This is a genomic window from Bradyrhizobium sp. B120 (assembly GCF_049075665.1).
Classification (GTDB): Bacteria; Pseudomonadota; Alphaproteobacteria; order Rhizobiales; family Xanthobacteraceae; genus Bradyrhizobium.
The window spans coordinates 4,553,633-4,578,668 of the sequence record NZ_CP185242.1; the positions used below are offsets into that span (position 1 = coordinate 4,553,633).

Here is a 25,036-nt window from a genome sequence, read left to right on the forward strand (position 1 = left end):
TTGTTCCTCATCGTGAGGCAGGCGAGGACGTACCCGGAACGTCATCGCGGTTGCTATGGTCGTGTTGCTTGGCGGCGCTGTACATCGGCATCAGCACGCGGAAGGTGGTTTTGCGCGGCTGCGACTCGCATTCGATGATGCCGCCGTGATCGCCGACGATCTTGGCGACCAGCGCGAGGCCGAGCCCGCTGCCGGTCTGCTTGGTGGTGACGAAGGGATCGAACAGGTTCGGCAACAGGTCTTCCGGCACGCCTGAGCCGTTGTCCTTGACGCAGAATTCCAGCGGCAGCGAGACCCGCGATTTCTTGCCGGGCACCGACAGCCGCACGCCGGGCCGAAACGCCGTGGTGAGGTGGATCTCCGCATCGGTGCCGAGATCGGCAACCGCTTCGGCGGCGTTCTTCACCAGGTTGAGGAACACCTGGATCAGCTGGTCCTGGTTGGCCAGCACCGGCGGCAGCGACGGATCATAGTCCTCGATGAAGCGGACGTTGCGGGCGAAGCCGGATTGCGCCAGCCGCTTCACGTGGTCGAGCACCGAATGGATGTTGACCGGGCCACGCGCCACCGGACGGTCGTCGCCGAACACTTCCATGCGGTCGACCAGCGTCACGATGCGGTCGGCCTCGTCGCAGATCAGCCGCGTCAGCAGCCTATCCTCTGAGGAAGCCTGCTGCTCGAGCAGCTGCGCGGCGCCGCGGATGCCGGACAGCGGGTTCTTGATCTCATGGGCGAGCATCGCGGCCAGCGCGATCACCGAGCGCGCCGCGCTGCGATGGGTGAGCTGGCGGTCCATCTTGTCGGCGATGGTGCGCTCCTGCAGCATCACCACGATATGCCCGGGCCGCTCGGTCAGCGGCGCGACGTGCAGGTCGACCTGACGGTCGCCGCCGATCCGCGGCGTGCCGAGATCGACCTTGTATTCGTTGACCGGCGAGCCGCTCGCCCGCACCTGCTCGATCAGCGCGAGCAGCGGGCTGCCGAACGGCACCAGCTCCTTCAGCGACTGCCGGCGCAAGAACTGCGTCGAGATCTCGAAGAAGGATTCGGCGGCGATGTTGGCATCGACGATCCGCCCGTCGGGTGCGACCAGCAGCACCGGATTGGGCAGCGCGTTGAGGATGGCCTCGCCGTCGGTGGGCACGGGCCGGCGAAATTCCATGGCTGACGTCATGCGGCAGCACTCCAGGCGAAATCATCGTAGGCGTCTTCGAGCGCGCGATGCACGCTGGACGGCTGCTCGGCAGTCAGGATCGCCTGCCGCCAGGTCTTCAATGTTGCTGCCGGCGCGCAGCTATAGGCCGCAGCGGTTTCCAGCGCCCAGCCGAGATGCTTGCGCGCATGCCTGAGCCCGATGCGCAGGCCATAGTGGCTGCAGACCTCGTCATAGAGCGCGCGAACATGCTTGAGCTGCTCGGCAAGCGACGGCGCGGCCTCGGCGACCCCGGTCTCGAGCCGGCGACCGATCTGGCCGGGCAGCCAGGGCTGGCCCTGCGCGCCGCGGCCGATCATGACGGCGTCGGCGCCCGACATTTCCAGCGCGCCGAGCGCCTTGTCGAACGAGGTGATGTCGCCATTGACCACGACCGGGATCGTGACGGCGTCCTTGACCGCGCGCACGGCGCTCCAGTCCGCTTCGCCCTTGTAGAACTGGCAGCGGGTGCGGCCATGCACGGTGATCATCTGCACGCCAGATGCCTCGGCGCGGTGCGCCAGCTCGGGCGCATTGAGCGAGCGATCGTCCCAGCCGAGCCGCATCTTCAGCGTCACCGGCACCTTGACCGCCGACAGCGTCGCCTCGATCAGCGTGACCGCGTGGTCGAGATTGCGCATCAGGGCCGAGCCTGACTGGCCGCCGGTCACGTGGCGTGCCGGGCAGCCCATGTTGATATCGATGATGTCGGCGCCGGCGCCCTCGGCGATCCGCGCGCCCTCCGCCATCCAGTGGGTCTGGCAGCCGGCAAGCTGGACCACATGCGGTCCGATCCCGGCTGCCTCACAACGCAGCTTCGACATCGGCTTGCCGTTCACCAGATCGTCGCTGGCGGTCATCTCGGAGACCACCAGGCCGGCGCCCAAACTGGCCGCGAGTCGCCGGAAGGGCGCATCGGTGATGCCGGACATGGGCGCGAGGAGAACCCGGTTGGCGACAGCAATATCGCCTATCTTCAATGGGTTACGAGGAGTACTTTGCACGCCGGTCACAGCCGTCTCGTCGTTCTGTCAGCCACGCCATTGCAGCTGACGCCGTCTATTCTGCGCACAATTCTTGTGCAGTCAAGGCTCATGCCTACGGTTTAGACATTCCTAGCACCTGTGCAAGTGCACTGCAACAAAATCTGCTTTTCCCACAGTCATCGGCAAACGCTCTGTTTTTGCGCAGCGGTCATGCTAAGGGCTGTGCGCGGCGGTCCCCCGCCGCTCCCCTCATCCCCGATTCGTCTGTCACTGGTTCAACATGTCGAAGCCTGAGCGTACCGCAGCCATCCTTGTCGCAGCCGGCCGTGGACTGCGCGCCGGCGCAGGCGGACCGAAGCAGTACCGAACGATCGGCGGACAGACGGTGATCTACCGCGCCATGGAGGCGTTCTCCGGACACCCCGGCGTGTTTGCGGTGCAGCCGGTGGTTAATCCCGATGATGCCGCGCTGTTCGACGAAGCGGTGGCGGGCCTCCGCCATCAGCCGCCGACGCCGGGCGGCGCGACGCGGCAGGCCTCGGTCCATGCCGGGCTCGAGGCGCTCGCCAGCGAGAAGCCCGACATCGTGCTGATCCACGACGCCGCGCGCCCCTTCGTCACCGCGGCCGTGATCTCCCGCGCGATCGCCGCGGCCGGCCGAACCGGCGCTGCGATCCCCGTGATTCCCGTCACCGACACGATCAAGCTCACCGGCGATACCGGCGATGTCGAGGCGACGCCGGAGCGCGCCCGCTTGCGGATCGCGCAGACGCCGCAAGCATTTCGTTTCGACGTAATATTGGAGGCGCATCGTCGTGCCGCGCGCGAGGGCCGCAGCGATTTCACCGACGATGCCGCGCTTGCTGAATGGGCGGGATTGACCGTTGCGACGTTTGAAGGCGATGCTGCCAACATGAAACTCACCACACCCGAAGACTTCGTGCGCGAGGAAGCGCGGCTCGCGAGCCAGCTCGGCGACATCAGGACCGGCACCGGTTACGACGTGCACGCCTTTGGCGACGGCGACCATGTCATGATCTGCGGCGTGCGCGTGCCGCACACGAAGGGATTCCTGGCGCATTCCGACGGCGATGTCGGGCTGCATGCGCTGGTCGACGCAATCCTCGGCGCGCTGGCCGACGGCGACATCGGCTCGCACTTCCCGCCGAGCGACGCCAAGTGGAAGGGCGCTTCGTCCGACCAGTTCCTGAAATATGCCGTCGAGCGCGTCACCGCGCGTGGCGGCCGGATCGCCAATCTCGAGGTGACGCTGATCTGCGAGCGGCCGAAGATCGGCCCGCTGCGCGACACCATGCGGGCGAAGATCGCGGAGATCTCCGGCGTCCACATCTCGCGCGTGGCGGTCAAGGCCACCACCAGCGAGCGGCTCGGCTTCACCGGCCGTGAGGAAGGCATCGCGGCAACGGCAAGCGCCACGGTCCGTTTGCCCTGGGATGAGAAAGGCTGGGGTGCCTGACATGGGCGGCAGCGACGCTCGTGCCCTCTCCCGCGCGCTGCTTGACCTGTGCCGGATGCGCAAGCTGACCATCGCGACCGCCGAATCCTGTACCGGCGGCCTGGTCGCGGGCGCGCTCACCGATATCCCTGGATCTTCCGACGTGATCGATCGCGGCTTCGTCACCTATTCGAACGAGGCCAAGCGGGCGATGCTCGGCGTCAAGGCGGCGACGCTGGAGACGTTCGGCGCGGTGAGCAAGGAGACCGCGACCGCGATGGCGATCGGCGCGCTGGAAAAGGCCGGCGTCGACCTTGCGGTCTCGATCACCGGGATCGCGGGCCCCGGCGGCGCGACGCCTGGCAAGCCGGTCGGCCTGGTGCACTTCGCCGTCGCCGCGCGCGATGGCCGCATCGTTCATCGGGAGCAACGATTTGGCGCGATCGGCCGCAGCACGGTGCGGCAGCGCTCGGTGGTCGAGGCGCTTCGCATGCTGATGGAGCTCGCGCGGCCGCCGCAGGCCGCAAAGCCGCGCCGCGAGGCTGCCAGCCGGTTGCGGCCACGGGTGGCCCGTTCGCCGCGAAGCCACACCGCGAAACGCCGGCGGCCGCCGCGCGGATAGGCCTACGCAAGTCGCATCGCGCGAAGGCCAACCTCACACTACCCTCAAGTCAACTGCGACCCAGTGCCGCCTATCTCAGGTGGAACTGCGACGTCGCTTCGCCGTTTTCTATTGTTCCAACTCTGCTGTTTGAATTGTTCGTCCAAGCAGCAAAATCCCACAACAAGGAGAAAATGATGAAGTTGGGAACTTTGGTCGTGGCCGCAATCACCGCTGGCGCCATGACGCTGTCGACGATTGCCCCCTCGTTCGCCGCCCCGCTCGCGCCCGCGCGGTTGCAGGACCGGCCGACCTCCGTCGAGCACGTGCAGTATCGTCACTGGCATGGCGGCCCGCGTCACGGCTACCGCGGCGGCTATTATGGTCATCGCCATGGCGGCGGTGGAAACGGCGCCGCGATCATCGGCGGGCTTGCCGCCGGCGCGATCATCGGCGGCGCCATCGCGGCAAGCCAGGCCAAGGCCAACAACGACGCCTATTGCTCCCAGCGTTTCCGCACCTACGACCCGGCTTCGGGGACCTACATCGCGTCCGGCGGCGTGCGGCGTTCCTGCCCGTAACGGAGCACAAAGGGGCATACCGCTGAAGGCGACGATGCCCCTTCTCTCTGTCCGTCATTGCGAGGAGCGACAGCGACGAAGCAATCCATCTTCCTGCGCATGCGGTGCGGTGGATTGCTTGGCTCCGCTCGCAATGACGGATGGGTCTACGACACGGCCGGCTTGCCGTAGACTTGGTCGGCACGTTTCTCGAACGCGGCGGCAAAGCGTGAGAATGCGGCATCGAACATCGAGCCCATCAGCATCGCCAGCATCCGGCTCTTGAATTCGTAATTCAGGAAGAAGCCGACATCGCATTCGGTCTCCGACTTCGGCTCGAAGGTCCAGCGGTTCTCCAGATTGCTGAACGGGCCGCGCAGATATTCGACCAGGATCTTCAGATTGGGCCGGTCGAGCGTCACCCTGCTGGTGAAGGTTTCGCGCACCAGCTTGAACGAGACGGTCATGTCGGCCACCACGACCTCGGTGCCGTCGTCCTTGGGCGTCCGCTGGCGGACCTTGAGCGCCTGGCACAGCGGCACGAATTCCGGATAGCGCTCGACGTCGGCGACCAGATCGAACATTTGAGGTGCGGTGTGGCGGACCCGCCGCTTGCTTGAGAATCGTGGCATCAGTGGATACTCGCACGGTTTTGCTGGCGTGCGAGACGCTGCAGATAATCGTCCGCCTGGGCCCGATCGGTGAAGCAGACCAGCGATTGATCGGCGCGCAAGCCCGAAAAATACTCGATCAGCTTTGGCCGCTGCTGCTGACGATAGGTCCAGACATAGCGGAAGAACTCGAGATCGATCTTCTCCGGGCAGCCTTCCGCCATCTCGGGGCGAACCTGGCCATAGCTGCCGGCAATCCGCCCCAGGATTCCGAGCATGCAGGTCAGCCGCGGCAGGTCGAACCAGATGATCGTATCGGAGAGCTGCCGGCGCAGTTCACCTGCACCGCTCTTCATGTAGTTCCCATCCATGATCCAGCGCGGCGCTTGCGTGACCTCGACCATGCGGCGCTCGAATTCATCCTTGTCGGACTCGACCCAGCCCGGCTTCCAGAACAGCGCGTCGATCGACACGGTCGGGATGCCCGTCATGGCGGACAGCCGTCGCGCAAAGGTCGACTTGCCGGACCCCGACGATCCCATCACCAGCACGCGTTGCATTGGTCCCGTCCAAGATTCGGTCAAGGTTCGGTCGAGGCTCGATCAGGCAACGGCGCGTGGCGGCGCCGGCCTCCTGCCGTTTACAAAATCTAGCGGCCGCGAGCCGTGCGCGCCGCCTGCAGCTTCGCAAAATCCTCGCCGGCATGGTGCGACGAGCGCGTCAGCGGACTCGCCGACACCATCAGAAAACCCTTGGTATAGGCGACACGCTCGTAGCCCGCGAATTCGTCCGGCGTCACGTAGCGCATCACGGCGTGATGCTTGCGCGTCGGCTGCAGGTACTGGCCGATGGTCAGGAAATCGACCTCGGCCGAGCGCAGATCGTCCATCACCTGCAGCACCTCGTGCCGCTCCTCGCCGAGGCCGACCATGATGCCCGACTTGGTGAAGATGGTCGGGTCCATCTCCTTGACCCGCTGCAGCAGCCGGATCGAATGGAAATAGCGGGCGCCGGGACGGACCGTCAGATAGCGCGACGGCACGGTTTCCAGATTGTGGTTGAAGACGTCGGGCTTGGCCGCGACCACGCGCTCGAGCGCGCCGTCCTTGCGCAGGAAGTCCGGCGTCAGGATCTCGATCGTGGTGGTCGGGCAGCGCGCGCGGATGGCGCGGATCGTCTGCGCGAAATGCTCGGCGCCGCCGTCGGCGAGATCGTCGCGATCCACCGATGTGATCACGACATGGGTCAGACCCAGCTTCGAGACCGCCTCGGCGACGTATTCGGGCTCATGGGCATCGAGCGCGCCGGGCATGCCGGTCTTGACGTTGCAGAACGCACAGGCGCGCGTGCAGGTGTCGCCCATGATCATGAAGGTGGCGTGCTTCTTGTCCCAGCATTCGCCGATGTTGGGGCAGCCCGCCTCCTCGCACACCGTGACGAGGCCGTTCTCCTTCACGATCCGGCGCGTCTCGGCATAGCCGCGCGTGTTCGGCGCGCGGACCCGGATCCAGTCCGGCTTCGGCGGCGACACGGCATCCGGCCGGTTCACCTTTTCGGGGTGGCGCGGGCGGAGCTGAGTGGTGGAGATGGTGTCGACGATGGTGACCATTTGTGCCTGCAAGTCGCGAGAGGCCATAGCTAATCGGTGTTGACGCGGCTCGCAACCCGCCCTGCGACCCTAGCAGACCAGCCCATATATTGGCAGTGTTGCGGTCCGTTCCACGCCGATTCCCACCTCAAAATGGCTCAAAAACCCCGATCGACCCGCGCGACCGCGCCGCGCCTCGGCAAAGCTCTGAAACGCGCCTTCTTCGATCGCAGCGTCCATGAGGTCGCGCCCGACCTGATCGGCGCGACCTTCCTGGTCGGCGGTGTCGGCGGCATCATCACCGAGGTCGAGGCCTACCATCACACCGAGCCGGCGGCCCACTCCTTCAACGGACCGACCCCGCGTAACCAGATCATGTTCGGCCCGCCGGGCTTCTCCTATGTCTACCGCTCCTACGGCATCCATTGGTGCGTCAACTTCGTCTGCGAGGCGCCGGGCTCGGCCAGCGCCGTGCTGATCCGCGCGCTCGAGCCGACCCACGGCTTGGCCGCGATGCGCCGGCGGCGCGGGCTGGAGGATGAGCGCGCCTTGTGCTCGGGGCCCGGCAAGCTCTGCGAGGCGCTCGGCATCACCATCGCAGACAGCGAATTGCCACTCGACCGTCCGCCGATCGCGCTCCACGCGCGGCTAGAGGTGCCCGACATCGTCACCGGATTGCGGATCGGCATCACCAAAGCCGTCGACCTGCCCTGGCGCTACGGGCTGAAGGGATCGAAATTCCTCAGCAAGCGGTTTCCACCGTGAGACGCCCGGTCAGCGCCGGTCGATGGTGACGATCCCATACGGATTGAACTTGAAATCGTCTGGTTCATAGGCGGTCTCATAAGACAGCTGCGCCTTGCGGTCGGCGAGCACCGCCTCCAGCCCGTTTTGCGCAAGCTGGTCACCGACCTCATCCATCAGCGCAACCACCTCTCGTTCGCTGCCATAGGCTTTGGCCACATATACTTCGGGAAGCCCGACGAGGTGAAAGCCGACGGTCTCCAGGTGGGTTGCGCCGGCCAGCGGCCGCTTGGCGAAGGCCAGCCGGCAGGCCAGACGCAGAGCGATGTTGTCATCCGATTGCAAAGCTGAGGCCGCCTCGTGAGCGAGCGCGACCCAACGCGCGAGGCCGTGGGCAACGCCTGCGCTTTCACCCTTGGCAGCCGTCGCACCTGCCTTGATCACGGCGTCGACCAGAAACAACGCGCCGGCCGAGCACATGACGGCATTGTCCGCCGACATCGGCGGTCCCAGCACATAGAGAACGGACTTGTGGTTGGCGACAGCCGCCTCGTCGGCGTCGGTCCAGGCATTCGGCGCGACGCGATCCCAGCACACGCCGAATGAGCGGCTCATATTGGGATCCGCCTTCCCCTGCGAATAGGTGCTATCGACGCTGAAGCCGGCCGCGAATTGTTCGATCGCACGCGAGGCTGCATCCTGCAGCCGCGGCAGCTCGCCTTCGCCGCCGAGCAAGCAGAGCACGTGGCGCGGCTTGACCGTCGATGCAGCCGCCTGAGCGCGTTCGCCGAAACCTGGCATTGGCAAGACTCCTGTCGCGATCAGCAGCGTTCTTCGGGATATTGTCACGATGATCTCGCGGCTTGGGGGAGCCGGAACGAATTGAACGGCCGACCTCTCGGCTGGTTGGTCGGATGCCGGTGCGACCAGGTTCACACCGCGTGATGGCAGGCTGCCTCGATCCGGTTGCCGTCGGGATCGCTCAGGAACGCCGCATCATACGAGCTATGATCGTCGCGCAGCCCGGGCGCACCGTCATCGGTGCCGCCCGTTATGACGCCCGCTTCAGCAGCTCGATCGCCTCGAGGATCTTGGCCCGGCGCTCCGTTGCTGCCGCGCGCTTTTCCTTTTCTTCCTCGACGAGTTCTTCCGGCGCGTTGGCGACGAATTTCTCGTTGGAGAGTTTGGCGTCGACCCGCTTGATGTCGGCGTCGGCCTTGCCGAGCTCCTTCTCCAGCCGCGCCCGTTCGGCCGCAAGGTCGATCACGCCCTTCAGCGGCAGCGCGACGACTTCGCCGCGCACCAGCAGCTGCATGGCGCCTTCCGGCGCGGCGTTCGCGAAGGAAATCTCCGACAATCGAGCGAGGCGCTTGATGGTGTCGTTCCAGCGCTGGGCGCGGTCGCGCGTCTCATCGGAGGTGGTCACGATCACCAGCGGTGTCAGCGTCGACGGCGAGATGTTCATTTCCGCCTTCACCGACCGCATCGCGGTGACGAGATCGACCACCCAGCCGATCTCGGCCTCGGCTGCGGGATCGCTGAACTCGTCCGCGTCGAGCGCGGCAATGACCGGCGGAATGATCGGATCAACAATCGGCCCCGCCGTTGCGACCGCCGCCAGCTGCTCGCCGGTCACGCCCTGCTTCCGCGGCCAGGGCGCCAGCACCAGGAGGCCGTCGCGCTTCGCGGTGACAGCCCACAGCTCTTCGGTGATGAAGGGCATGAACGGATGCAGCAGCTTGAGGATCTCGTCGCGCGCCCAGGCGATCATGGCGCGGGTCTCGGCCTTGGCCGCCCCCTCCTCGCCCATCAGCACCGGCTTTGCGAGTTCGACTTGCCAATCGCAGAACACATTCAGCACGAAACGGTAGATTGTACCGGCCGCGTCGTTGAAGCGATGGTCCTCGATCGCCTCAGTCACCTCGCGGGTGACGCGCGAGGTTTCGTGCGCGATCCAGCGGTTCAGCGTTTCCTTCGCGTCCTTCGGATCGAAACCGTCCGGCTTCACGCACTCGTTCATCTCGGCGAAGCGGCAGGCGTTCCAGAGCTTGGTCGCGAAATTGCGGTTGATCTCGACCAAATGCGGCGACAGGCGGATGTCATGGCCCTGCGCCGCCTCGCGGGTCAGCGCGAAGCGCAGCGCGTCGGCGCCATACTCGTCGATCACGCCGAGCGGATCGATGACGTTGCCCTTCGACTTCGACATCTTCGCGCCCTTCTCGTCACGGACGAGACGGTGGATGTAGACGGTCGAGAACGGCGCCTCCTTCATGAAGTGGAGGCCCATCATCATCATGCGGGCGACCCAGAAGAAGATGATGTCGAAGCCCGTGACCAGCGTGTTGGTCGGGTAGTAGCGCGCGACCTCCGGCGTGTCGTCCGGCCAGCCCAGCGTCGAGAACGGCCACAGCGCCGAGGAGAACCAGGTGTCGAGCACGTCCTCGTCACGCGTGATGAAGCCCTCGCGCTTGGCGGGGTCGACCGCCATGTCGTGGCCCTGCTCCGGCGTGATGACTTCCTGTTCGACGTAATAGCCGAGCGCGTTGCCGACCGCTTCTTCCTCGGTCTCGGCGACGAACACCTTGCCGTCGGGCCCGTACCAGGCGGGGATCTGATGGCCCCACCAGAGCTGGCGCGAGATGCACCAGGGCTGGATGTTCTCCATCCACTCGAAATAGGTCTTTTCCCAGTTCTTCGGCACGAACGTAGTTTCGCCCGAGCGCACCGCCGCCATCGCCGGCTGCGCCAGCGTCTTGGCGTCGACATACCACTGGTCGGTGAGGTACGGCTCGATCACGACATTGGAGCGGTCGCCATGCGGCACCATGTGGGTGTTGGGCTCGATCCGCTCGAGGAAGCCGAACTCCTCCAGCCTTGCGACGATCTTCTTGCGCGCCGCGAAGCGCTCGATGCCGTGAAACTCTGCCGCGAATTCGTCGGCGCCCGCCGGCAGGCCGCGCAGATAGTCCTCGTTGCCGGTGAGGCTAAGGCAGCCTTCCTGGTCGAGCACGCTGATCTGCGGCAGGCCGTGGCGCTTGCCGATCTCGAAGTCGTTGAAGTCGTGCGCCGGCGTCACCTTGACCGCGCCCGAGCCCTTCTCCGGATCGGAATAGTCATCGGCAACGATCGGAATCTTGCGGCCGACCAACGGCAGGATCACGTGCTGGCCGACCAAGTCGGTGTAGCGCTCATCGTCCGGATGCACCGCGACCGCTGTGTCGCCGAGCATCGTCTCCGGACGCGTGGTCGCGACCACGATGAACGATTTGGGATCCTCGGGGCTGAAGCTGCGGCCTTCGATCGGATAACGCAGGTACCAGAGGTGGCCCTTGACCTCGACCTGCTGCACTTCGAGATCGGAGATCGCGGTGAGCAGCTTCGGGTCCCAATTGACCAGGCGCTTGTCCTTGTAGATCAGGCCCTGGCGGTGCAGCTCGACGAACACCTTGACGACGGCGCGCGACAGGCCCTCGTCCATGGTGAAGCGCTCGCGCGACCAGTCGCAGGACGCGCCGAGGCGCTTGAGCTGATTGACGATGGTGCCGCCGCTCTCGGCCTTCCACTGCCAGACCCGCTCGAGGAACTTGGCGCGGCCCATGTCGCGCCGGCCCGGCTCCTGCCGCTCCATCAGCTGGCGCTCGACCACCATCTGGGTAGCGATGCCGGCATGGTCGGTGCCGGGCTGCCACAGCACGTCACGGCCGCGCATCCGCTCGAAGCGGCACAGGATGTCCTGCAGCGTGTTGTTGAGCGCGTGACCCATGTGCAGCGAGCCGGTCACGTTCGGCGGCGGGATCACGATGGTGAAAGGCGCGGCGTCCTTGCGCTCGGGCCGGCCGGCCTTGAACGCACCGCTCTGCTCCCAAAGCTGGGCCATCCGGAGCTCGATATCGGCAGGCTGGTAGTTTTTCTCGATCATGACAATGCGCTGTGGACCATGGGGAAAGGGTAGAAAGCCGCCAGAACGCACCGAGTCAACCGGACCGGCACGTCAAAACGGCATTGAGAGCGTTTTCGAGCGAAGTGGACACCGGTTCGCGTGAAGAAACGGGTCGAAACAGGGAACTGGCGCTTCGGGTCTGATCCTATCAGAACCGAAACTCTGGGGCATTTGGGGGCTGAATGAGGGCTGCCAAGCCCCCTGCGGCAGGAGCTACCGCCCGCGGGAGACCCGCTCGATCTCGGCCTTCACGATCCGCTCGACCAGCCCCGGCAGATTGTCGTCCAGCCAGGACTTCAGCATCGGCCGCAGCATCTCCTTGACCAGATCCTCCAGCGTCCGAGCATTGTTGCTCAGCACGGTGTTGGCCAGCGAGTTGAAGGCGGATTCGACCGCCCGCATCGTGGTTCCCGAGATGATTTGCTGCATCGGCGCGGTCTCGATTGCCGGCGGTTCTCGCTCTCGAACCGGTTCTCGCATCGGCTCCGGCGCCCGTGCGCGGGCTTCCGTGAACTCGACGTCGTCCTGCGGCTCGACCTTGCGGAACGATGGTACGGCCGCCGGCTCCGGCAGCGCCATGTCGTCGGTGAGCTCGAATACGTCGGCTTCGGGCTGGGCTTCGGGCTGCGGCGACGGCCTGATCTCGGACGCGGGCGTCGCCTCGTCGAGGCTGGCGAGCAGCGAGTCGATGTCGTCCTGATTGTTACTGGCCGGCGCCGGCGCGGGTGGCGGTGATTTCGGCGCTGACGCGGCGGGCTTCGCGGCCGGGGGCGCTGCGGGCGGCGGGCTCTTGATCGCGGGCTTGGCAGCTGGTGGCGGCGATTCAACCTTTGGCGGCGGCGCAGCGACGGCCGCAGGTTTCTCGGCCGCGGCCGGCTTCGCCTCGTCGTCGGCAATGATGCGACGGATCGACGCCAGAATCTCCTCCATCGAGGGCTCTTGGACCTTCGCAGGTTGCGTCATCTCCGACTCCACATCGAAACTTATTTTACATCAAGCCCGAGAGGATTCGCCGGTTCCGATGAAGCGGGCGGAGATTTTCATTGCTCCCGCCCGACTTGTCCCCAGATCAAGCCCGCCCGAGGCTTTGTGCAAGCTTCGTGTCGCCCAATGCAGCGTGATCACAGGTGGCGTCGCACCTGCCATCACGCAACGCCGGCGCGAATCGCCTTGCTGCCCGACAAAACGGTATGTCAGGCCAATTATCGATTGCAAGCAAACGCGCCAGTCTGTGGTCCTGATTAACTCAGAACCACAAACATGGCGCGACAAGCGGTGTTGACGTGAAGGTGTTTAGCGGCCGTCGGGCGTGCGTACGCCGGCCCAATTGTCGCGCACCTGCTGGTAATGCACGCTGGCGTCATAGACGTTGGTCGAAAGGCCCATCACCTGCGGTGACAGCCGGCCAATCGCGCTCAGCACGTTATAGGATGCAACGACGCGGTCGTGTTGCGCGGTGACGAGTGCGTTGCGCGCATTGACCAGCGCTTGCTGCGCGTTGAGCACGTCCAGCGTGGTGCGCTGGCCGGCCTTGGCCTCTTCGCGGACGCCGTTCAGCGCGATTTCGGACGCGGTGACCTGCGCCTGCGCCGACGCGACCTGCGACTTGCCGGCGACCAGCTGGCCCCAAGCGGTGACAACGTTGGCGCGCGCCTGATCCCTGGTCTGTTCCAGCACCAGACGCTGCTGCGCCAGTGATTCCTTGGACTGCCGGATCAGCGAGTATTCAGCACCGCCCTGATAGATCGGCACCGACACCTGAACCTGCGCCGCCGCATTGAAGCTGCGGTTCACCGACAATTGTTGCTGGTAGCCTTCGGTCACCGACGCCTGCAACCCAACCGTCGGCAGCAGCGCGCCTTCGGCAACCTTGGTCTGCAGGAAGTTGACGTCGACGCCGTACATCGCGGACGTGACGTTCGGATTCTGGGTCAGGCTGAGCTCGACGGCGGCCGCAAGCGTCGCCGGCAGGAAGCGATCGACCGGCGAGCCGGGCGCGAGATTCTGCGGTTCGTTGCCGATGATGCGGCGGAAGTTCGACCGCGTCGTGGTCAGGTTCGATTCCGCGGTGAGCTGCTGGGTCTTGCCGGCCGCAAGCTGTGCTTCGGATTGCGCAACGTCCGTGCGCGTCACCTCACCTACGTTGAAGCGATCCTGGGTCTGCTTCAGCGTCTGCTCAAGCACCCGCGTGTTGCTGCGCTGGACCTCGACGATAGCGGCGTCGCGCAGATAATCCATGTAGATGGTGGCGGCGCTCAGGATCACGGTCTGCTCGAGCACGCGCAGACCTTCGCGCGCCGACGACACCTGGCTTTCGGCCGCGCGCACCTTGTTCGGGGTCTGCGCGTTGTACAGCGACTGGTTCACCGTCAGGCCCGCGCTGGCGGGATTCTGGGTGCCGTGGATCGCGTCCTTGCTGCCCGTCTGCTGCTGGTCGGTGTACTGATATCCGCCGCTTACGGTCAGCGCGGCTCTCGGACGATAGCCCGAGAGCGCCTGGGGAACGTTTTCGTCAGTTGCCCTCACCAGTGCGCGCTGCGCATTCAGCTGGGGATTGTTCTGGTAGGACCGCACCAGCGCGGCCTCGATAGAATCGGCGAGCGCGGGCACGGGGCCCATCTCCGCCAACAGAAGGACGGCAGTCGCAGCCGCGGTGATAAGCTTCACCCCACGCATCCCCGGTAATCCAATCATTGTAGTCGCCGTCTCCACAAGCAAGTCAGTTCCGGCGGTCGCTTCAGACGAAGTGAGTCCCGCCTCACCTTAGTCCGCAGCTAAGGGCAACGGAACTACCCCGCAACGGAACGCGGTGGAAACTCTTCACATGGGGCAAACGGGCCACACTTCTGATTCAGAACGGGATTTTATCAGCTGGCGCAGCGCGGTAGCGGTCAGAAGACGAACGCCGGAACCCGCTCGAATCCGGGCAGCACGGGGGCCGTGGCGTCGAACAGCTCGCGATGGCCGAAATCCCCGTGGGAGTGAGTCACGAGGGTGGCACGCGGCGGCGGCGTCAGGCCGAACACCCCGACCAGCCGGCCCCCCTCCTTGAGCTGGCTGAACAGCCCGGTCGGGATAATCTCGGTCGCACCGTTGAGAACGATGACATCATACGGCGCGCCGGCGGCATCACCGTCGGCAGCGGCCGCGGTCTTGACGGTCACATTCTGGATGCCGAGCTGGGCGAACGCTGCGGAGGCCTTTGCGGCCAGCGCCGGATCGCTTTCGGTTGCGCTGACCTCGCCGGCAAAGCGCTCCACGATGGCGGCGGCGTAGCCGGTCGCGCAGCCGACCACCAGGACGCGGTCGGTCGCCTTGATCTCGGCGGCTTGCAGCATCCTGGCGAGCAACGCCGGCGTGATCAGGCAACGCCTGGCCGCGCCGCCCTCGGTCACGTCGAGATCGAGGTCCAGATAGGCCAGCGCCTGCTTGCCGGCCGGCACGAACACCTCGCGCGGCACGGTCAGCATGGCTTCGAGAATACGATCGTCGGTCACGTCGCTCGGACGCACCTGACCATCCACCATGTACTGGCGCGCGGTCGAAAAACCGGTCATTGGCGGGACCCTGCAAGTCGCGGCATTGCCGCTGGAGAAGCTAGAACAGGGCCATCTTTTGGAACAAGCTCCGCCAAAACGCAACACGCCGTTGGCGTGCAAAACCCGCTCCCAAAATGCGCGCCGCGGTGTGCTCTACTCGATCGTGACGGCAAGCCGGCCGATCAGGCGGGCCACTTCATCGAGATGCTCGGAATCATGCTCCTCGACGGCCCTCGCGAGCCGGCGGACACACTCATCATCACTGATGTCGGGAGCATCGCTCGGAACAAGCGTCGGCTGCGGCATCGACAGGTCGATCAGGTTAATGGCCATCAAAATCACCTCTCAAGACCCGGCAGGACGAAGTGTTGACGGTTATTGAGTCGATTTGACGACGTATTTTGTCTGTCCGTAGCGGACCACAGGCTTGTGATGGGCGTTGAAGGGGTCTTGATGGGGCCAAAACTGGCTCCCCGGGCTGGATTCGAACCAGCGACCATTCGATTAACAGTCGAATGCTCTACCGCTGAGCTACCGAGGAATAGGCGAACAAAACGTTCGCGAGCGGGCAGCGTATAACAAAGCCTTTCGGCCTTGCAAAGAACCAAATGGGGCTCCGGCGAAACTTTAGCGTGGCACGGTAAACCTCTGCGGTGCAAGGCTTTGCCGGCGTTCCAGGGCGATGCAGGCCTGTCCCGGCTGTCCCGATATCGACGCCGCGGGCGCCTGGAAACACCCGCCGGGCGCGGCCATTTCGCCGCGCCGCCGATTCTTCCGCGGGCACGCCCCGCCCCTGATGTCATTCCGCGATGAACGAGGTGGTCTTGGTGCCGGGGTCGTAACGCAGCCTCAGGACGTCCCAATCGACCTTGCGAAGCGCCTCCCTTGAAAGCGCTCTATCGCGCGGCGATGGCGACGATGAACAGCGCCGTCGCCGCAAGCGAGGCGATGGTCCGCACGTGGTTCCAGAAGGTCCAGTCGGTCAGGTAGCGCGCCCAGACCGGCGCGGCCGCGGTGCTCGCGGGGTCTGTGGCCGCAAGCTGATCGTTCAGCGGCACGTTGAAGACGGCCGTGACGACGAACATCCCGACGACATAGAGGCCGCCGCCGCAGATCATCGCAAGCGCGCCCGGCTCCTGCCATCGCAGCCCGCCGAGCACGACCAGCCCGGCGCAAGACAGCGTGGTGCCGAGGAAGACTGGCATGAACAGCGAGCGCACGATGTCGACATCGATCGCGTTCATCGCCGAGATGCCGGCGGCCTGGTCGATGCGGCCGAGCGCGGTCATGACGAACGCCGAGAACGCGAAATAGACCCCGGCAAGCAGGCCGCAGCCGAGCGCGGAAAACCACAGCAAGCCCGAGGTCAGGATATTGCGCATCGCTCCACCTCCAAACGCGAGAGATGCTCGCATTTGTCAAATGCGATAAACTCTCGTATTTGAGACGTCAACCCCGATTGCGGAGGAGAGAGATGGCGAGACGAAAGGCCGCGCCGGCGGCAACGGCAAGGGCCGCGCCCGCGGTGGAAGCCCCCCTGCCCGGGCTGGCGCGGCTTGCCCCAACGCAACAGCGCAGCCGCGAGCGGTTCGAGCGCATCCTCGCCTGCGCGACCGAGATCATGGCGGAGAAAGGCAGCGAGGCCTTCCGCATGAGCGACATCGTCGAACGCAGCGGCGTCGCATTCGGCTCGCTCTATCAATATTTCCCCGACAAGGCCGCGATCATCGGCACGCTGGCGGAACGGCATAACGCCATCGGGCGCGATTGCGTCAGGCGCGATCTGGCCGCGGTCTCGTCGGCGCACGACCTGCATCCGGCGCTATGCCGGATCGTCGACAGTTACTACGAGATGTTCATGCGCGAGCCTGTGATGCGCGACATCTGGCAGGCGACCCAGGCCGACCGCGCCCTGCAAAAGCTCGATGCGGACGACATGGACGTGCTCTCAGGCCTGTTGTCCGACGCGATCAGGCGGGTTGCGCCCGGCATGCCGGCCGTCACTCTCACGAGCTTCTCGGGACTGACGATGACGCTGATCGCAGCCGCCGTGCGTCACGCGATCACGCTGCCGCCCCGGAAGGCGCGGCAGGTGCTGACGCAATTCAAGACCATGCTGCCGGGAGACCTCACCGGGCTGGCATGACCACGACCGCGCCGACGCCGGGAATTTGCCGGGATTGCCTCCACTGTCACGTCTCCCTAAAATTCCTGCGATATTTGACGGCTATGAATATTGCCGGGAAGTCCGGGAAGAGTTTTTCGCAAGATGTGATTTGTCTCACACGAGGAGCGGCCTTGCCGACCTAGGTTCCCCGAGGGGTCATCAGACATTTATTTACCAAAGCGGGCGCCATCGTTCTTTTCATAAAATTCGAACGAATCGCTCAATCCGGACCGAAGACAGTTTTGCGACCATGGCGCTCTCGAACCTCGGAGAGCGCGATGAGCGAAGTCGAATTTGATCTGCTGCTGGACGCCGTGCGAACGGCGATCGCGCCTATTGCTCAGGAGGATTTCGTGGCTCGACCCTCGCCCCGCATTCAGCCGCCGCCGCGCGCGGCGAATGACAACCAGGCGCCGTGGCCGCTAATTCCGTTTCCTGAAGGCTGGTACGCCGCAAGCTAATGCGGCTTCTCATTTGTCGGCTGCAAGCCATTGATGAGATGAGTGGAGGCCACGACCAGAATTGAACTGGTGTACACGGTTTTGCAGACCGTTGCGTAACCACTCCGCCACGTGGCCCCTTGCGGCGCACTTCATATACGCCCTGTCTGCGATAGGCAACCAAGCCGGACAGCTAACGCCGGCGCTTCCGGAAGTCCCGCTTCTTCGGTTTTGGCGCCAATTCCGGCATTTCGGCCTGCACTTCGCGGAATCTCGCCAGCATCCGCTCGAAACTATCAGTTAACGCTGCCGCGATATCAGGCCGCTTTTCCAGCCCTGCCAGCAGGACCGCGGCCGCCTCGATGGTGGACAGGCCGTCGCGCCGCGGTTCCCGGCGCAGCTTGCCGTACAGCGAGGGCCGTTTCGGCCCGAGAATCACCCGCTGGCACTTCAGCATCCAGGCATTGCGCCACCACAGCGCCTTGGCCTGGCTCCAAGTGCCGTCGAGTAGCACGATGCCCTCGATGTCGGAGAGGATCCCGCGCTGGTGCGGCTCCAGCTCACCCTTGCGGTTGATCGCGACTATCTCGGCGTCGGTTTCGAGGTCCTCGACCTTGGCCGAGCCGAGATAGAGCACCGCCCAGCGCGACGGATCGGCCACCCGCCGCCCGAGCGCCTTGGAGAGGCTGGGCCAGGACAGCCCGATTCGCACCACGGCGTTCTCGAAATGCCGCGCCAACAGTCGCGCGGTGCCGAGCGCCCTGTCCTGCTCCTGCGGATGGATCAAGATCAGGAGCTGGATCCGGCTTTTGATCGGCGTGACACTGTCGCAGATGCACAGCGGCATCGGCTTGCCGCAATGCGGGCACTCCGGGATCTCGGTGGCAAGTTCGGACTTTGCTTCGGTCGGTTCGGACATCGCTTCGCTATACGCGTGCAGAGCCGTTCAATCCAACCTATTCCGCTGGTGCGTGCACGCCTGACGGCGCCGGGCGCCGGCGCAACCGGTCGATCAGGAGATAGATCACCGGCGTGGTGTAGAGCGTCAGGATCTGCGACACGAACAGGCCGCCGATGATGGTGATGCCGAGCGGCCGGCGCAGCTCGGTGCCCGGGCCGGTCGCAATGACCAGCGGAATGCCGGCGAACAGCGCGGCCATCGTCGTCATCAGGATCGGGCGGAAGCGCGCCCGGCAAGCCTCGAAGATCGCATCCCGTGACGACAGGCCCTGATGCCGCTCGGCCTCGAGCGCGAAGTCGACCATCATGATGCCGTTCTTCTTGACGATGCCGATCAAGAGGATGATGCCGACAAAGGCGATCACCGTCAGCGGCGTGTTGGTGACCTGCAACGCCAGCAGCGCGCCGAGGCCGGCCGACGGCAGTGTCGAGATGATCGTGATCGGATGCGCCAGGCTCTCATAGAGCACGCCGAGCACAATATACATCGCAACCAGCGCGCCGAGGATCAGCAGCGGCTGCCGCCCGCTGGTCTTGTTGAAGTCGCCGGCATTGCCGTCGAAGCTGCCGCGAATCCCCTCGGGCATATGCAGCTCATCGACCGCCTGCTGGATGTTCGTGGTCGCGACCTCGAGCGGCACGTCCGGCAGCAGGTTGAACGACACCGTGGTCGAGGGGAAGCCGCCGGAGTGATAGACCGCGAGCGCCGACAGTCCGCGCTGGTAATGCACGAGCGCCGACAGCGGCACCTGCACGTCATTGGCGCCGGCGACATAGATGCGCTCGAGGTTCGACGGGTCGCTCTGGAATTTTGGATCGATCTCGAGCACCACCACGTACTGGTTGCGCTGGGTGTAAATGTACGAGATCTGCCGCTGCGAGAACGCGTTGTTGAGCGCGTTATCGATGTCCTGCACCCGGACGCCAAGGCTGGAGGCGATCTTGCGGTCGATCACGAGGTTGAGCTGCAGGCCGCCGGGGTCGCGATCGGCGGAGACATCGGTGATGCCCTCCACCGTCTCCATGCGCTTGGCGACGAGCGGCGCCCATTTCTGCAACAGATCGAGATCGGTCGAGGCGAGCGTGTACTGGTAGTCGGAATCGCTCTGCCGGCCGCCGGTGCGGATGTCCTGGGCCGCGAACATGAACAGGCGGATGCCCGGCACCATGAACAGATTGCGGCGCAGCCGGTCGATCACCTGCGCGGTCGACAGGCCTGCCCGCTCCTCCGGCGGCTTCAGACTGATGAACATGGTGCCGCGGTTGGAGGTGGCGCCCCCCGGGCCGCCGCCGGAGCCGACCGACGAGCCGATGCCGGCGACCGCGGGGTCAGCCATCACGATGTCGGCGAGCCGCTGCTGCAGACCGAGCATCGATTGGAACGAGATATCGGCGGACGCGCGGGTCGCCCCGATCACGAAGCCGCTGTCGTCGGTCGGGAAATAGGCCTTCGGCGTCTTGACGTACAGCACCACCGTCAGCGCGACGGTGGCGAAGAACACCACCAGGGTCAGGAAGGGATAGCCGAGCACGATGCGCAGGGTCGACGCGTAGAACGCCACGACCCGCGACAGCGTGCCCTCGATGACGCGATCGTACCAGGTAGCACGATCCGAGGTTGCCTCCTTGATGTAGTGCGCGCAGATCATCGGCGTGATCGTCACCGACACCAGGGTCGACACGATGATGGCAAACGTCAGGGTCAGCGAGAACTCGCGCAGCAGGCGGCCGACGATCCCGTCCATGAAGATCAGCGGCGTGAAGGCCGCGATCAGCGACAGCGAGATCGACAGCACCGTGAAGCCGATCTGCTTGGCGCCTTCGACCGCGGCCGGATATGGCGCCATGCCCTGCTCGAGATTGCGGTACATATTCTCGATCATCACGATGGCGTCGTCGACCACGAAGCCGACGGAGATCGCGAGCGCCATCAGCGACAGATTGTCGATCGAGAAGCCGGCGAGCCACATCCCGGCGCAGGTGCCGGCCAGCGCCAGCGGCACCGAGACGCCGGCGGCGATCGTCGGTACGATCCTGCGCAGGAACACGAACACCACCACCATGACCAGCATGGCGGTCGCCAGCAGCGTGAACTGCATGTCCTCGACGCTGGCGCGGATCGTTCCGGTACGATCGACCAGGGTCGAGATCTCGACACCGGCCGGGATCCACTGCCTCAGTTCCGGCAACATCCTGCGAACGCCGTCGACGGTGTCGATGACGTTGGCGTCGCCCTGCTTGGTGATCTGGATCAGCACCGCCGGCTGCTTGTTGAACCAGGCGATCGAACGCGAATTGCGGACGGAATCTTCGACCTCGGCAACATCCGAGAGGCGGACGAAATTGCCGTTCGAGCTCTTGATGACGATGTCGCGGAACTCGGCCGCGGTGCGCATCTGCTTGTTGATCGAAAGCGTCTCGCTCAGCCGGTCGCCATTGAAGATGCCGACCGGGCCCAGCGGATTGGCATTGATGATCGCAAGCCGGACGTCGTCGGTCGCGATCCCGGCATTGGCCAGCGACACCGGATTGAGCGCGATGCGCACCGCCGGCTGGTCGGCGCCGCTGACCGTTACCTCGCCGACACCCGGCACCTGCGAGATGCGCTGCGCCAGCACGGTATCTGCGACGTCGTACATCGCGCTGGTCGAGATCGTCTTCGAGGTCAGCGCCAGCACGAACACGGGTGCTGCGGCCGGATTGGCCTTGCGGAACTTGGGCAGCGACGGCAGGTCGCTCGGCAGATCGGCGAGCGAGGCATTGATCGCGGCCTGCACGTCGCGCGCGGCGCGGTCGATGTTGCGGCCGATCGAGAACTGCACCTGGATGCTGGTGGTGCCGAGCGAACTCGTCGAGGTGATCTGGTCGACCCCCGAAATGGTGCCGAGCTTGCGCTCCAGCGGCGCCGCGACAGTCGCAGCCATCACCGAGGGATCGGCGCCGGGCCGCGACGCCGACACGCGGATGGTCGGGAAGTCGACATTCGGGACCGACGACACCGGCAGAAACTCGTAGGCGACGATCCCGACCAGGAACAGCCCGATCGCCAGCAAGGTGGTGCCCACCGGCCGGCGGATGAAGGGCTCGGAGATCGAGATCACTGCATGCCCTCGGTGGCACCCGCGATCGGCGGGCCGCTGGGACCTGCCTCAGGCACGGCCCGCTCGATCCGGCGGTTGAGCCGGTCGAGCGCGAGATAGATCACCGGCGTGGTGTAGAGCGTCAGCAACTGGCTCAGCAGCAGGCCGCCGATGATCGATATGCCGAGCGGGAAGCGCAGCTCGGCGCCGGTGCCGCTTTCGATCGCGAGCGGCAGCGCGCCGAACAGCGCCGCCAGCGTCGTCATCATGATCGGCCGGAACCGCAACAGGCAGGCCTGGACGATCGCGTCATAGGACGACATGCCCTGGTGCCGCTCGGCCTCCAGCGCGAAGTCGATCATCATGATCGCGTTCTTCTTGACGATGCCCATCAAGAGGATGATGCCGATCAGGCCGATCACCGAGAGGTCCTGCCCGCACAGCATCAACGCCAGGATGGCGCCGACGCCGGCCGAGGGCAGCGTCGACAGGATCGTGATCGGGTGGATGTAGCTCTCATAGAGCACGCCGAGCACGATGTAGATCGTGATGATTGCAGCCAGGATCAGCCAGGGCTGCCCGGCCAGCGAGCGCGCGAATTCGGCGGCGTCACCGGAATAGATCCCGACGATGCTGCCGGGCATCCCGATCCGGGTCTCGATCGCCTTCACAGCCTCGACCGCGTCGCCGAGCGCCTCGCCCGGCGCCAGGTTGAAGCTGAGCGAAACCGACGGGAATTGTGCCTGGTGCGAGATCGCGAGCGGCGCCGTGGTGCGGACCAGCGTCGCGACCGCGGACAGCGGCACCTGCGCGCCGCCGGCACCGGGCAGATAGAGCTTGTCGAGGATCGAGGGATCGCGCTGATACATCGGCAGCGCCTCGAGCACCACGCGGTACTGGTTGGCCTGGCCGTAGATCGTCGAGATCTGCCGTTGCGCGAAGGCGTCGTTCAGCGTGTCGGTGACGCCCTGCAGGCTGACGCCGAGCTGGCCGGCGCGCTGGCGATTGATGTCGAGCGCCGCACGCAGGCCGCCATCCTGCGCTTCCGACGAGACATCGCGGAAGATCGGATCGCGCCGCATCTCGGCGACGAGCTTCTGCGACCATTGCGAGACCTCGGCGGCATCGGTCGCGGTCAGCGTGTACTGGTATTGCGAGCGGCTTGACTGGGTCGAGATCTGCACGTCCTGCACCGGCTGGAAGTAGACAGTCATTCCGGGGACCATTGCGATCTTCTGCTTCAGCCGCTCGATCACCTTGACGACGCCGTCGCGCCGCTGGTCGAGCGGCTTCAGCGTCATCACCAGACGGCCGACATTGGTGGTCGGATTGACCGAGCCGGCACCGATCACCGAGACCACGCCGACCACGTCAGGGTCGGCCTTGATGAGATCGGAGACCTCGCTCTGGCGGCGCTGCATCTCGGCAAACGAGACGTCGGGGCCGGCCTCCGTCACCGCCGTGATCGAGGACGTATCCTGCAGCGGCAGGAAGCCCTTCGGCGCCAGCACATACATGATGAGCGTCAGCGCGATGGTCGCGAATGTCACCAGCAGCGTCGCGCGCTGGCGCTGCAGCACCCAGAGCAGCGTGCGATGATAGAACTCCACCATGCGGTCGATGAAGCGGCTGACCGCGGCAAGGCCCGGGACCGCCATCTCCTCATGGATGTTCTTGAGCAGTCGCGAGCACATCATCGGCGTCAAGGTCAGCGAGACGATCGCCGAGGTCACGACCGCGATCGTCAGGGTCAGCGCGAACTCGCGGAACATGCGGCCGACCAGGCCGGACATGAACAACAGCGGGATGAACACCGCGATCAGCGACACCGTCAGCGAGATCACGGTGAAGCCGATCTCGCTGGCGCCCTTCAGCGAGGCCTCCATCACCGTCTCGCCGCCTTCCATGTGGCGGACGATGTTCTCGATCATCACGATGGCGTCGTCGACCACGAAACCGGTTCCGATGGTCAGCGCCATCAGCGACAGATTGTCGAGGCTGAAGCCGGCGAAATACATGACGCCGAAGCTCGTGATCAGTGACAGCGGCAGCGCGACGCCGGCGATCAGGGTCGCGCGCAGCGACCGCAGGAACAACAGCACCACCAGCGTCACCAGCACGACGCTCAGGATCAGCGTGAACTGCACGTCGTGGACCGAAGCGCGGATCGTCACGGTGCGGTCGGAGACGATGGTCAGCTTGACGCCGGCCGGAACGGCCCGCTGCAGCCGCGGGATCTCGCCGCGGATCTGCTGGACGACGTCGATGACGTTGGCGCCCGGCTGGCGCTGGATATCGATGATGACCGCCGGCGTGCCCTGGTACCAGCCGCCGGTGCGGTCGTTCTCGAGCCCGTCGACGATCTGCGCAACGTCGCCGATCGTCACCGGCGAGCCGTTGCGATAGGCTATGATGATCGGCCGGTAGGCGTCGGCGGCGGCGATCTGGTCGTTGGCGGCGATGGTGTAGGATTGCTGGGCGCCGTCGAGCGAGCCCTTCGGCCCCGACACGTTGGCGCCGGCGATCGCGTTGCGCAGATCCTCCATCGCGATGCCATAGGCCGCAAGCCGCGCCAGGTCGGCCTGCACGCGCACCGCAGGCTTCAATCCGCCGAGGATCGAGACCCGGCCGACGCCGGAGATCTGGCTTAGCCGCTGGCCGAGGATGGTATCGGCAAGATCGCTCATCGCCCGCAGCGAGATCGTGTCCGAGGTCAGCGCCAGGGTCATGACCGGCGCGTCCGCCGGGTTCACCTTGGCGTAGACAGGTGGATACGGCAGCGTCTTCGGCAGAATGCCGGCGGCGGCATTGATCGCGGCCTGGACGTCCTGGGTGGCGCCGTCGATGTCGCGGTTGAGGTCGAATTGCAGCGAGATCTGGCTGACGCCGAACGAGCTGGTCGAGTTCATCGACGACAGCGACGGAATTTGCCCGAGTTGCCGCTCCAGCGGCGCGGTGATCAGCGAGGCCACCACGTCGGGGCTCGCGCCCGGCAGTTGCGTCGTCACCTGCACGGTCGGGAAGTCGACCTGCGGCAGCGCCGAGACCGGCAATGCCCAATAGCCCAGCGCGCCGCCGATCAGCAGGGCGATGCCGAGCAGCGAGGTGGCGATCGGCCGGCGGATGAACGGTTCGGAGACGCTCATGGTTGCGTGCTCGCTGTTGGGTCGGA

The 25,036-nt window shown here is 65.4% G+C and carries 21 protein-coding genes and 2 tRNA genes; 6 read left to right on the top strand and 17 right to left on the bottom strand.

Annotated elements, in window-relative coordinates; all coding sequences use genetic code 11:
- Positions 1–7: 7 nt before the first annotated feature.
- Together ACOIX3_RS20805 and dusB are read right to left on the bottom strand one after the other, a co-directional pair.
- Positions 8–1,174, bottom strand: a complete 1,167-nt coding sequence (locus ACOIX3_RS20805; RefSeq protein ID WP_092114488.1) for a two-component system sensor histidine kinase NtrB — start codon at positions 1,172–1,174, stop codon at positions 8–10.
- On the bottom strand, positions 1,171–2,172 hold the full coding sequence (gene dusB, locus ACOIX3_RS20810) for a tRNA dihydrouridine synthase DusB (protein WP_420971656.1): 1,002 nt from the start codon (positions 2,170–2,172) through the stop codon (positions 1,171–1,173). Before dusB ends, ACOIX3_RS20805 begins: the two co-directional genes overlap by 4 nt.
- 286 nt (positions 2,173–2,458) lie before the next feature.
- On the opposite strand from dusB, the gene ACOIX3_RS20815 reads away from it, so the two are divergent.
- From ACOIX3_RS20815 to ACOIX3_RS20825, 3 genes are all read left to right on the top strand, one after another.
- Entirely contained in the window at positions 2,459–3,655 is a 1,197-nt protein-coding gene (locus tag ACOIX3_RS20815) for a bifunctional 2-C-methyl-D-erythritol 4-phosphate cytidylyltransferase/2-C-methyl-D-erythritol 2,4-cyclodiphosphate synthase (protein WP_420971657.1), read from the top strand.
- Between the two features lies 1 nt (position 3,656).
- Complete coding sequence (locus ACOIX3_RS20820; RefSeq protein ID WP_420971658.1) at positions 3,657–4,256, top strand: CinA family protein; 600 nt, start codon at positions 3,657–3,659, stop codon at positions 4,254–4,256.
- 173 nt (positions 4,257–4,429) lie between these two features.
- Positions 4,430–4,816, top strand: a complete 387-nt coding sequence (locus ACOIX3_RS20825; protein WP_420971659.1) for a BA14K family protein — start codon at positions 4,430–4,432, stop codon at positions 4,814–4,816.
- A 146-nt stretch (positions 4,817–4,962) separates the two neighbouring features.
- On the opposite strand, the gene ACOIX3_RS20830 is transcribed toward ACOIX3_RS20825, so the two are convergent.
- The 3 genes from ACOIX3_RS20830 to lipA form a co-directional block, all read right to left on the bottom strand.
- The gene (locus tag ACOIX3_RS20830) at positions 4,963–5,427 is read right to left on the bottom strand and encodes a type II toxin-antitoxin system RatA family toxin (protein WP_420971660.1); all 465 of its coding nucleotides are present in this window, start codon (positions 5,425–5,427) and stop codon (positions 4,963–4,965) included.
- Complete coding sequence (locus ACOIX3_RS20835) at positions 5,427–5,966, bottom strand: DNA topology modulation protein (RefSeq protein ID WP_420971661.1); 540 nt, start codon at positions 5,964–5,966, stop codon at positions 5,427–5,429. The genes ACOIX3_RS20830 and ACOIX3_RS20835 overlap by 1 nt, the downstream gene beginning before the upstream one ends.
- Before the next feature lie 89 nt (positions 5,967–6,055).
- Positions 6,056–7,015: a lipoyl synthase gene (lipA, locus tag ACOIX3_RS20840; protein ID WP_420971662.1), complete on the bottom strand. Its 960-nt coding sequence runs from the start codon at positions 7,013–7,015 to the stop codon at positions 6,056–6,058.
- 132 nt (positions 7,016–7,147) lie between these two features.
- Here lipA and ACOIX3_RS20845 point away from each other — a divergent pair, with 132 nt between their 5' ends.
- On the top strand, positions 7,148–7,759 hold the full coding sequence (locus ACOIX3_RS20845) for a DNA-3-methyladenine glycosylase (protein ID WP_420971663.1): 612 nt from the start codon (positions 7,148–7,150) through the stop codon (positions 7,757–7,759).
- 9 nt (positions 7,760–7,768) lie between these two features.
- On the opposite strand, the gene ACOIX3_RS20850 is transcribed toward ACOIX3_RS20845, so the two are convergent.
- The 8 genes from ACOIX3_RS20850 to ACOIX3_RS20885 form a co-directional block, all read right to left on the bottom strand.
- The gene (locus ACOIX3_RS20850) at positions 7,769–8,539 is read right to left on the bottom strand and encodes a hypothetical protein (protein WP_420964085.1); all 771 of its coding nucleotides are present in this window, start codon (positions 8,537–8,539) and stop codon (positions 7,769–7,771) included.
- A gap of 250 nt (positions 8,540–8,789) precedes the next feature.
- Positions 8,790–11,657, bottom strand: coding sequence for a valine--tRNA ligase (locus ACOIX3_RS20855; protein WP_420964086.1), 2,868 nt, complete (start codon positions 11,655–11,657; stop codon positions 8,790–8,792).
- Between the two features lie 234 nt (positions 11,658–11,891).
- Complete coding sequence (locus tag ACOIX3_RS20860) at positions 11,892–12,641, bottom strand: DUF2497 domain-containing protein (protein WP_420964087.1); 750 nt, start codon at positions 12,639–12,641, stop codon at positions 11,892–11,894.
- Positions 12,642–12,971: 330 nt separating this feature from the next.
- A complete protein-coding gene (locus ACOIX3_RS20865) occupies positions 12,972–14,354 on the bottom strand; it encodes a TolC family outer membrane protein (protein ID WP_420964088.1) in 1,383 nt (460 codons plus the stop codon).
- A 215-nt stretch (positions 14,355–14,569) separates the two neighbouring features.
- A complete protein-coding gene (locus tag ACOIX3_RS20870) occupies positions 14,570–15,235 on the bottom strand; it encodes a protein-L-isoaspartate O-methyltransferase family protein (RefSeq protein ID WP_420964089.1) in 666 nt (221 codons plus the stop codon).
- 135 nt (positions 15,236–15,370) lie between these two features.
- The gene (locus ACOIX3_RS20875; RefSeq protein WP_050404540.1) at positions 15,371–15,550 is read right to left on the bottom strand and encodes a hypothetical protein; all 180 of its coding nucleotides are present in this window, start codon (positions 15,548–15,550) and stop codon (positions 15,371–15,373) included.
- A gap of 133 nt (positions 15,551–15,683) precedes the next feature.
- Positions 15,684–15,758, bottom strand: a tRNA-Asn gene (locus ACOIX3_RS20880).
- Between the two features lie 355 nt (positions 15,759–16,113).
- Positions 16,114–16,599: a DUF1772 domain-containing protein gene (locus ACOIX3_RS20885; protein WP_420964090.1), complete on the bottom strand. Its 486-nt coding sequence runs from the start codon at positions 16,597–16,599 to the stop codon at positions 16,114–16,116.
- Positions 16,600–16,691: 92 nt separating this feature from the next.
- Between ACOIX3_RS20885 and ACOIX3_RS20890 the strand changes: the two genes are divergently transcribed.
- Positions 16,692–17,363 (top strand): TetR/AcrR family transcriptional regulator, encoded by a 672-nt coding sequence (locus ACOIX3_RS20890; RefSeq protein WP_420964091.1) that lies wholly within the window; start codon positions 16,692–16,694, stop codon positions 17,361–17,363.
- Between the two features lie 299 nt (positions 17,364–17,662).
- Complete coding sequence (locus ACOIX3_RS20895; RefSeq protein ID WP_092114503.1) at positions 17,663–17,845, top strand: hypothetical protein; 183 nt, start codon at positions 17,663–17,665, stop codon at positions 17,843–17,845.
- A 43-nt stretch (positions 17,846–17,888) separates the two neighbouring features.
- On the opposite strand, the gene ACOIX3_RS20900 is transcribed toward ACOIX3_RS20895, so the two are convergent.
- From ACOIX3_RS20900 to ACOIX3_RS20915, 4 genes are all read right to left on the bottom strand, one after another.
- Positions 17,889–17,962: transfer RNA gene (locus ACOIX3_RS20900), tRNA-Cys, on the bottom strand.
- 55 nt (positions 17,963–18,017) lie between these two features.
- Positions 18,018–18,743, bottom strand: coding sequence for a tRNA-uridine aminocarboxypropyltransferase (locus tag ACOIX3_RS20905; protein WP_420964092.1), 726 nt, complete (start codon positions 18,741–18,743; stop codon positions 18,018–18,020).
- A 37-nt stretch (positions 18,744–18,780) separates the two neighbouring features.
- Entirely contained in the window at positions 18,781–21,885 is a 3,105-nt protein-coding gene (locus ACOIX3_RS20910) for an efflux RND transporter permease subunit (RefSeq protein ID WP_420964093.1), read from the bottom strand.
- Complete coding sequence (locus ACOIX3_RS20915; protein WP_420964094.1) at positions 21,882–25,010, bottom strand: efflux RND transporter permease subunit; 3,129 nt, start codon at positions 25,008–25,010, stop codon at positions 21,882–21,884. The genes ACOIX3_RS20910 and ACOIX3_RS20915 overlap by 4 nt, the downstream gene beginning before the upstream one ends.
- Between the last annotated feature and the right edge of the window lie 26 nt (positions 25,011–25,036).

Bases quoted from the DNA above. Each gene is read 5' to 3' on its own strand.
- ACOIX3_RS20805 (WP_092114488.1), bottom strand. From the start codon at position 1,174: ATGACGTCAGCCATGGAATTTCGCCGGCCCGTGCCCACCGACGGCGAG.
- ACOIX3_RS20815 (WP_420971657.1), top strand. From the start codon at position 2,459: ATGTCGAAGCCTGAGCGTACCGCAGCCATCCTTGTCGCAGCCGGCCGT.
- ACOIX3_RS20820 (WP_420971658.1), top strand. From the start codon at position 3,657: ATGGGCGGCAGCGACGCTCGTGCCCTCTCCCGCGCGCTGCTTGACCTG.
- ACOIX3_RS20825 (WP_420971659.1), top strand. From the start codon at position 4,430: ATGATGAAGTTGGGAACTTTGGTCGTGGCCGCAATCACCGCTGGCGCC.
- ACOIX3_RS20830 (WP_420971660.1), bottom strand. From the start codon at position 5,427: ATGCCACGATTCTCAAGCAAGCGGCGGGTCCGCCACACCGCACCTCAA.
- ACOIX3_RS20835 (WP_420971661.1), bottom strand. From the start codon at position 5,966: ATGCAACGCGTGCTGGTGATGGGATCGTCGGGGTCCGGCAAGTCGACC.
- lipA (WP_420971662.1), bottom strand. From the start codon at position 7,015: ATGGTCACCATCGTCGACACCATCTCCACCACTCAGCTCCGCCCGCGC.
- ACOIX3_RS20845 (WP_420971663.1), top strand. From the start codon at position 7,148: ATGGCTCAAAAACCCCGATCGACCCGCGCGACCGCGCCGCGCCTCGGC.
- ACOIX3_RS20850 (WP_420964085.1), bottom strand. From the start codon at position 8,539: ATGCCAGGTTTCGGCGAACGCGCTCAGGCGGCTGCATCGACGGTCAAG.
- ACOIX3_RS20855 (WP_420964086.1), bottom strand. From the start codon at position 11,657: ATGATCGAGAAAAACTACCAGCCTGCCGATATCGAGCTCCGGATGGCC.
- ACOIX3_RS20860 (WP_420964087.1), bottom strand. From the start codon at position 12,641: ATGACGCAACCTGCGAAGGTCCAAGAGCCCTCGATGGAGGAGATTCTG.
- ACOIX3_RS20865 (WP_420964088.1), bottom strand. From the start codon at position 14,354: ATGCGTGGGGTGAAGCTTATCACCGCGGCTGCGACTGCCGTCCTTCTG.
- ACOIX3_RS20870 (WP_420964089.1), bottom strand. From the start codon at position 15,235: ATGACCGGTTTTTCGACCGCGCGCCAGTACATGGTGGATGGTCAGGTG.
- ACOIX3_RS20875 (WP_050404540.1), bottom strand. From the start codon at position 15,550: ATGGCCATTAACCTGATCGACCTGTCGATGCCGCAGCCGACGCTTGTT.
- ACOIX3_RS20885 (WP_420964090.1), bottom strand. From the start codon at position 16,599: ATGCGCAATATCCTGACCTCGGGCTTGCTGTGGTTTTCCGCGCTCGGC.
- ACOIX3_RS20890 (WP_420964091.1), top strand. From the start codon at position 16,692: ATGGCGAGACGAAAGGCCGCGCCGGCGGCAACGGCAAGGGCCGCGCCC.
- ACOIX3_RS20895 (WP_092114503.1), top strand. From the start codon at position 17,663: ATGAGCGAAGTCGAATTTGATCTGCTGCTGGACGCCGTGCGAACGGCG.
- ACOIX3_RS20905 (WP_420964092.1), bottom strand. From the start codon at position 18,743: ATGTCCGAACCGACCGAAGCAAAGTCCGAACTTGCCACCGAGATCCCG.
- ACOIX3_RS20915 (WP_420964094.1), bottom strand. From the start codon at position 25,010: ATGAGCGTCTCCGAACCGTTCATCCGCCGGCCGATCGCCACCTCGCTG.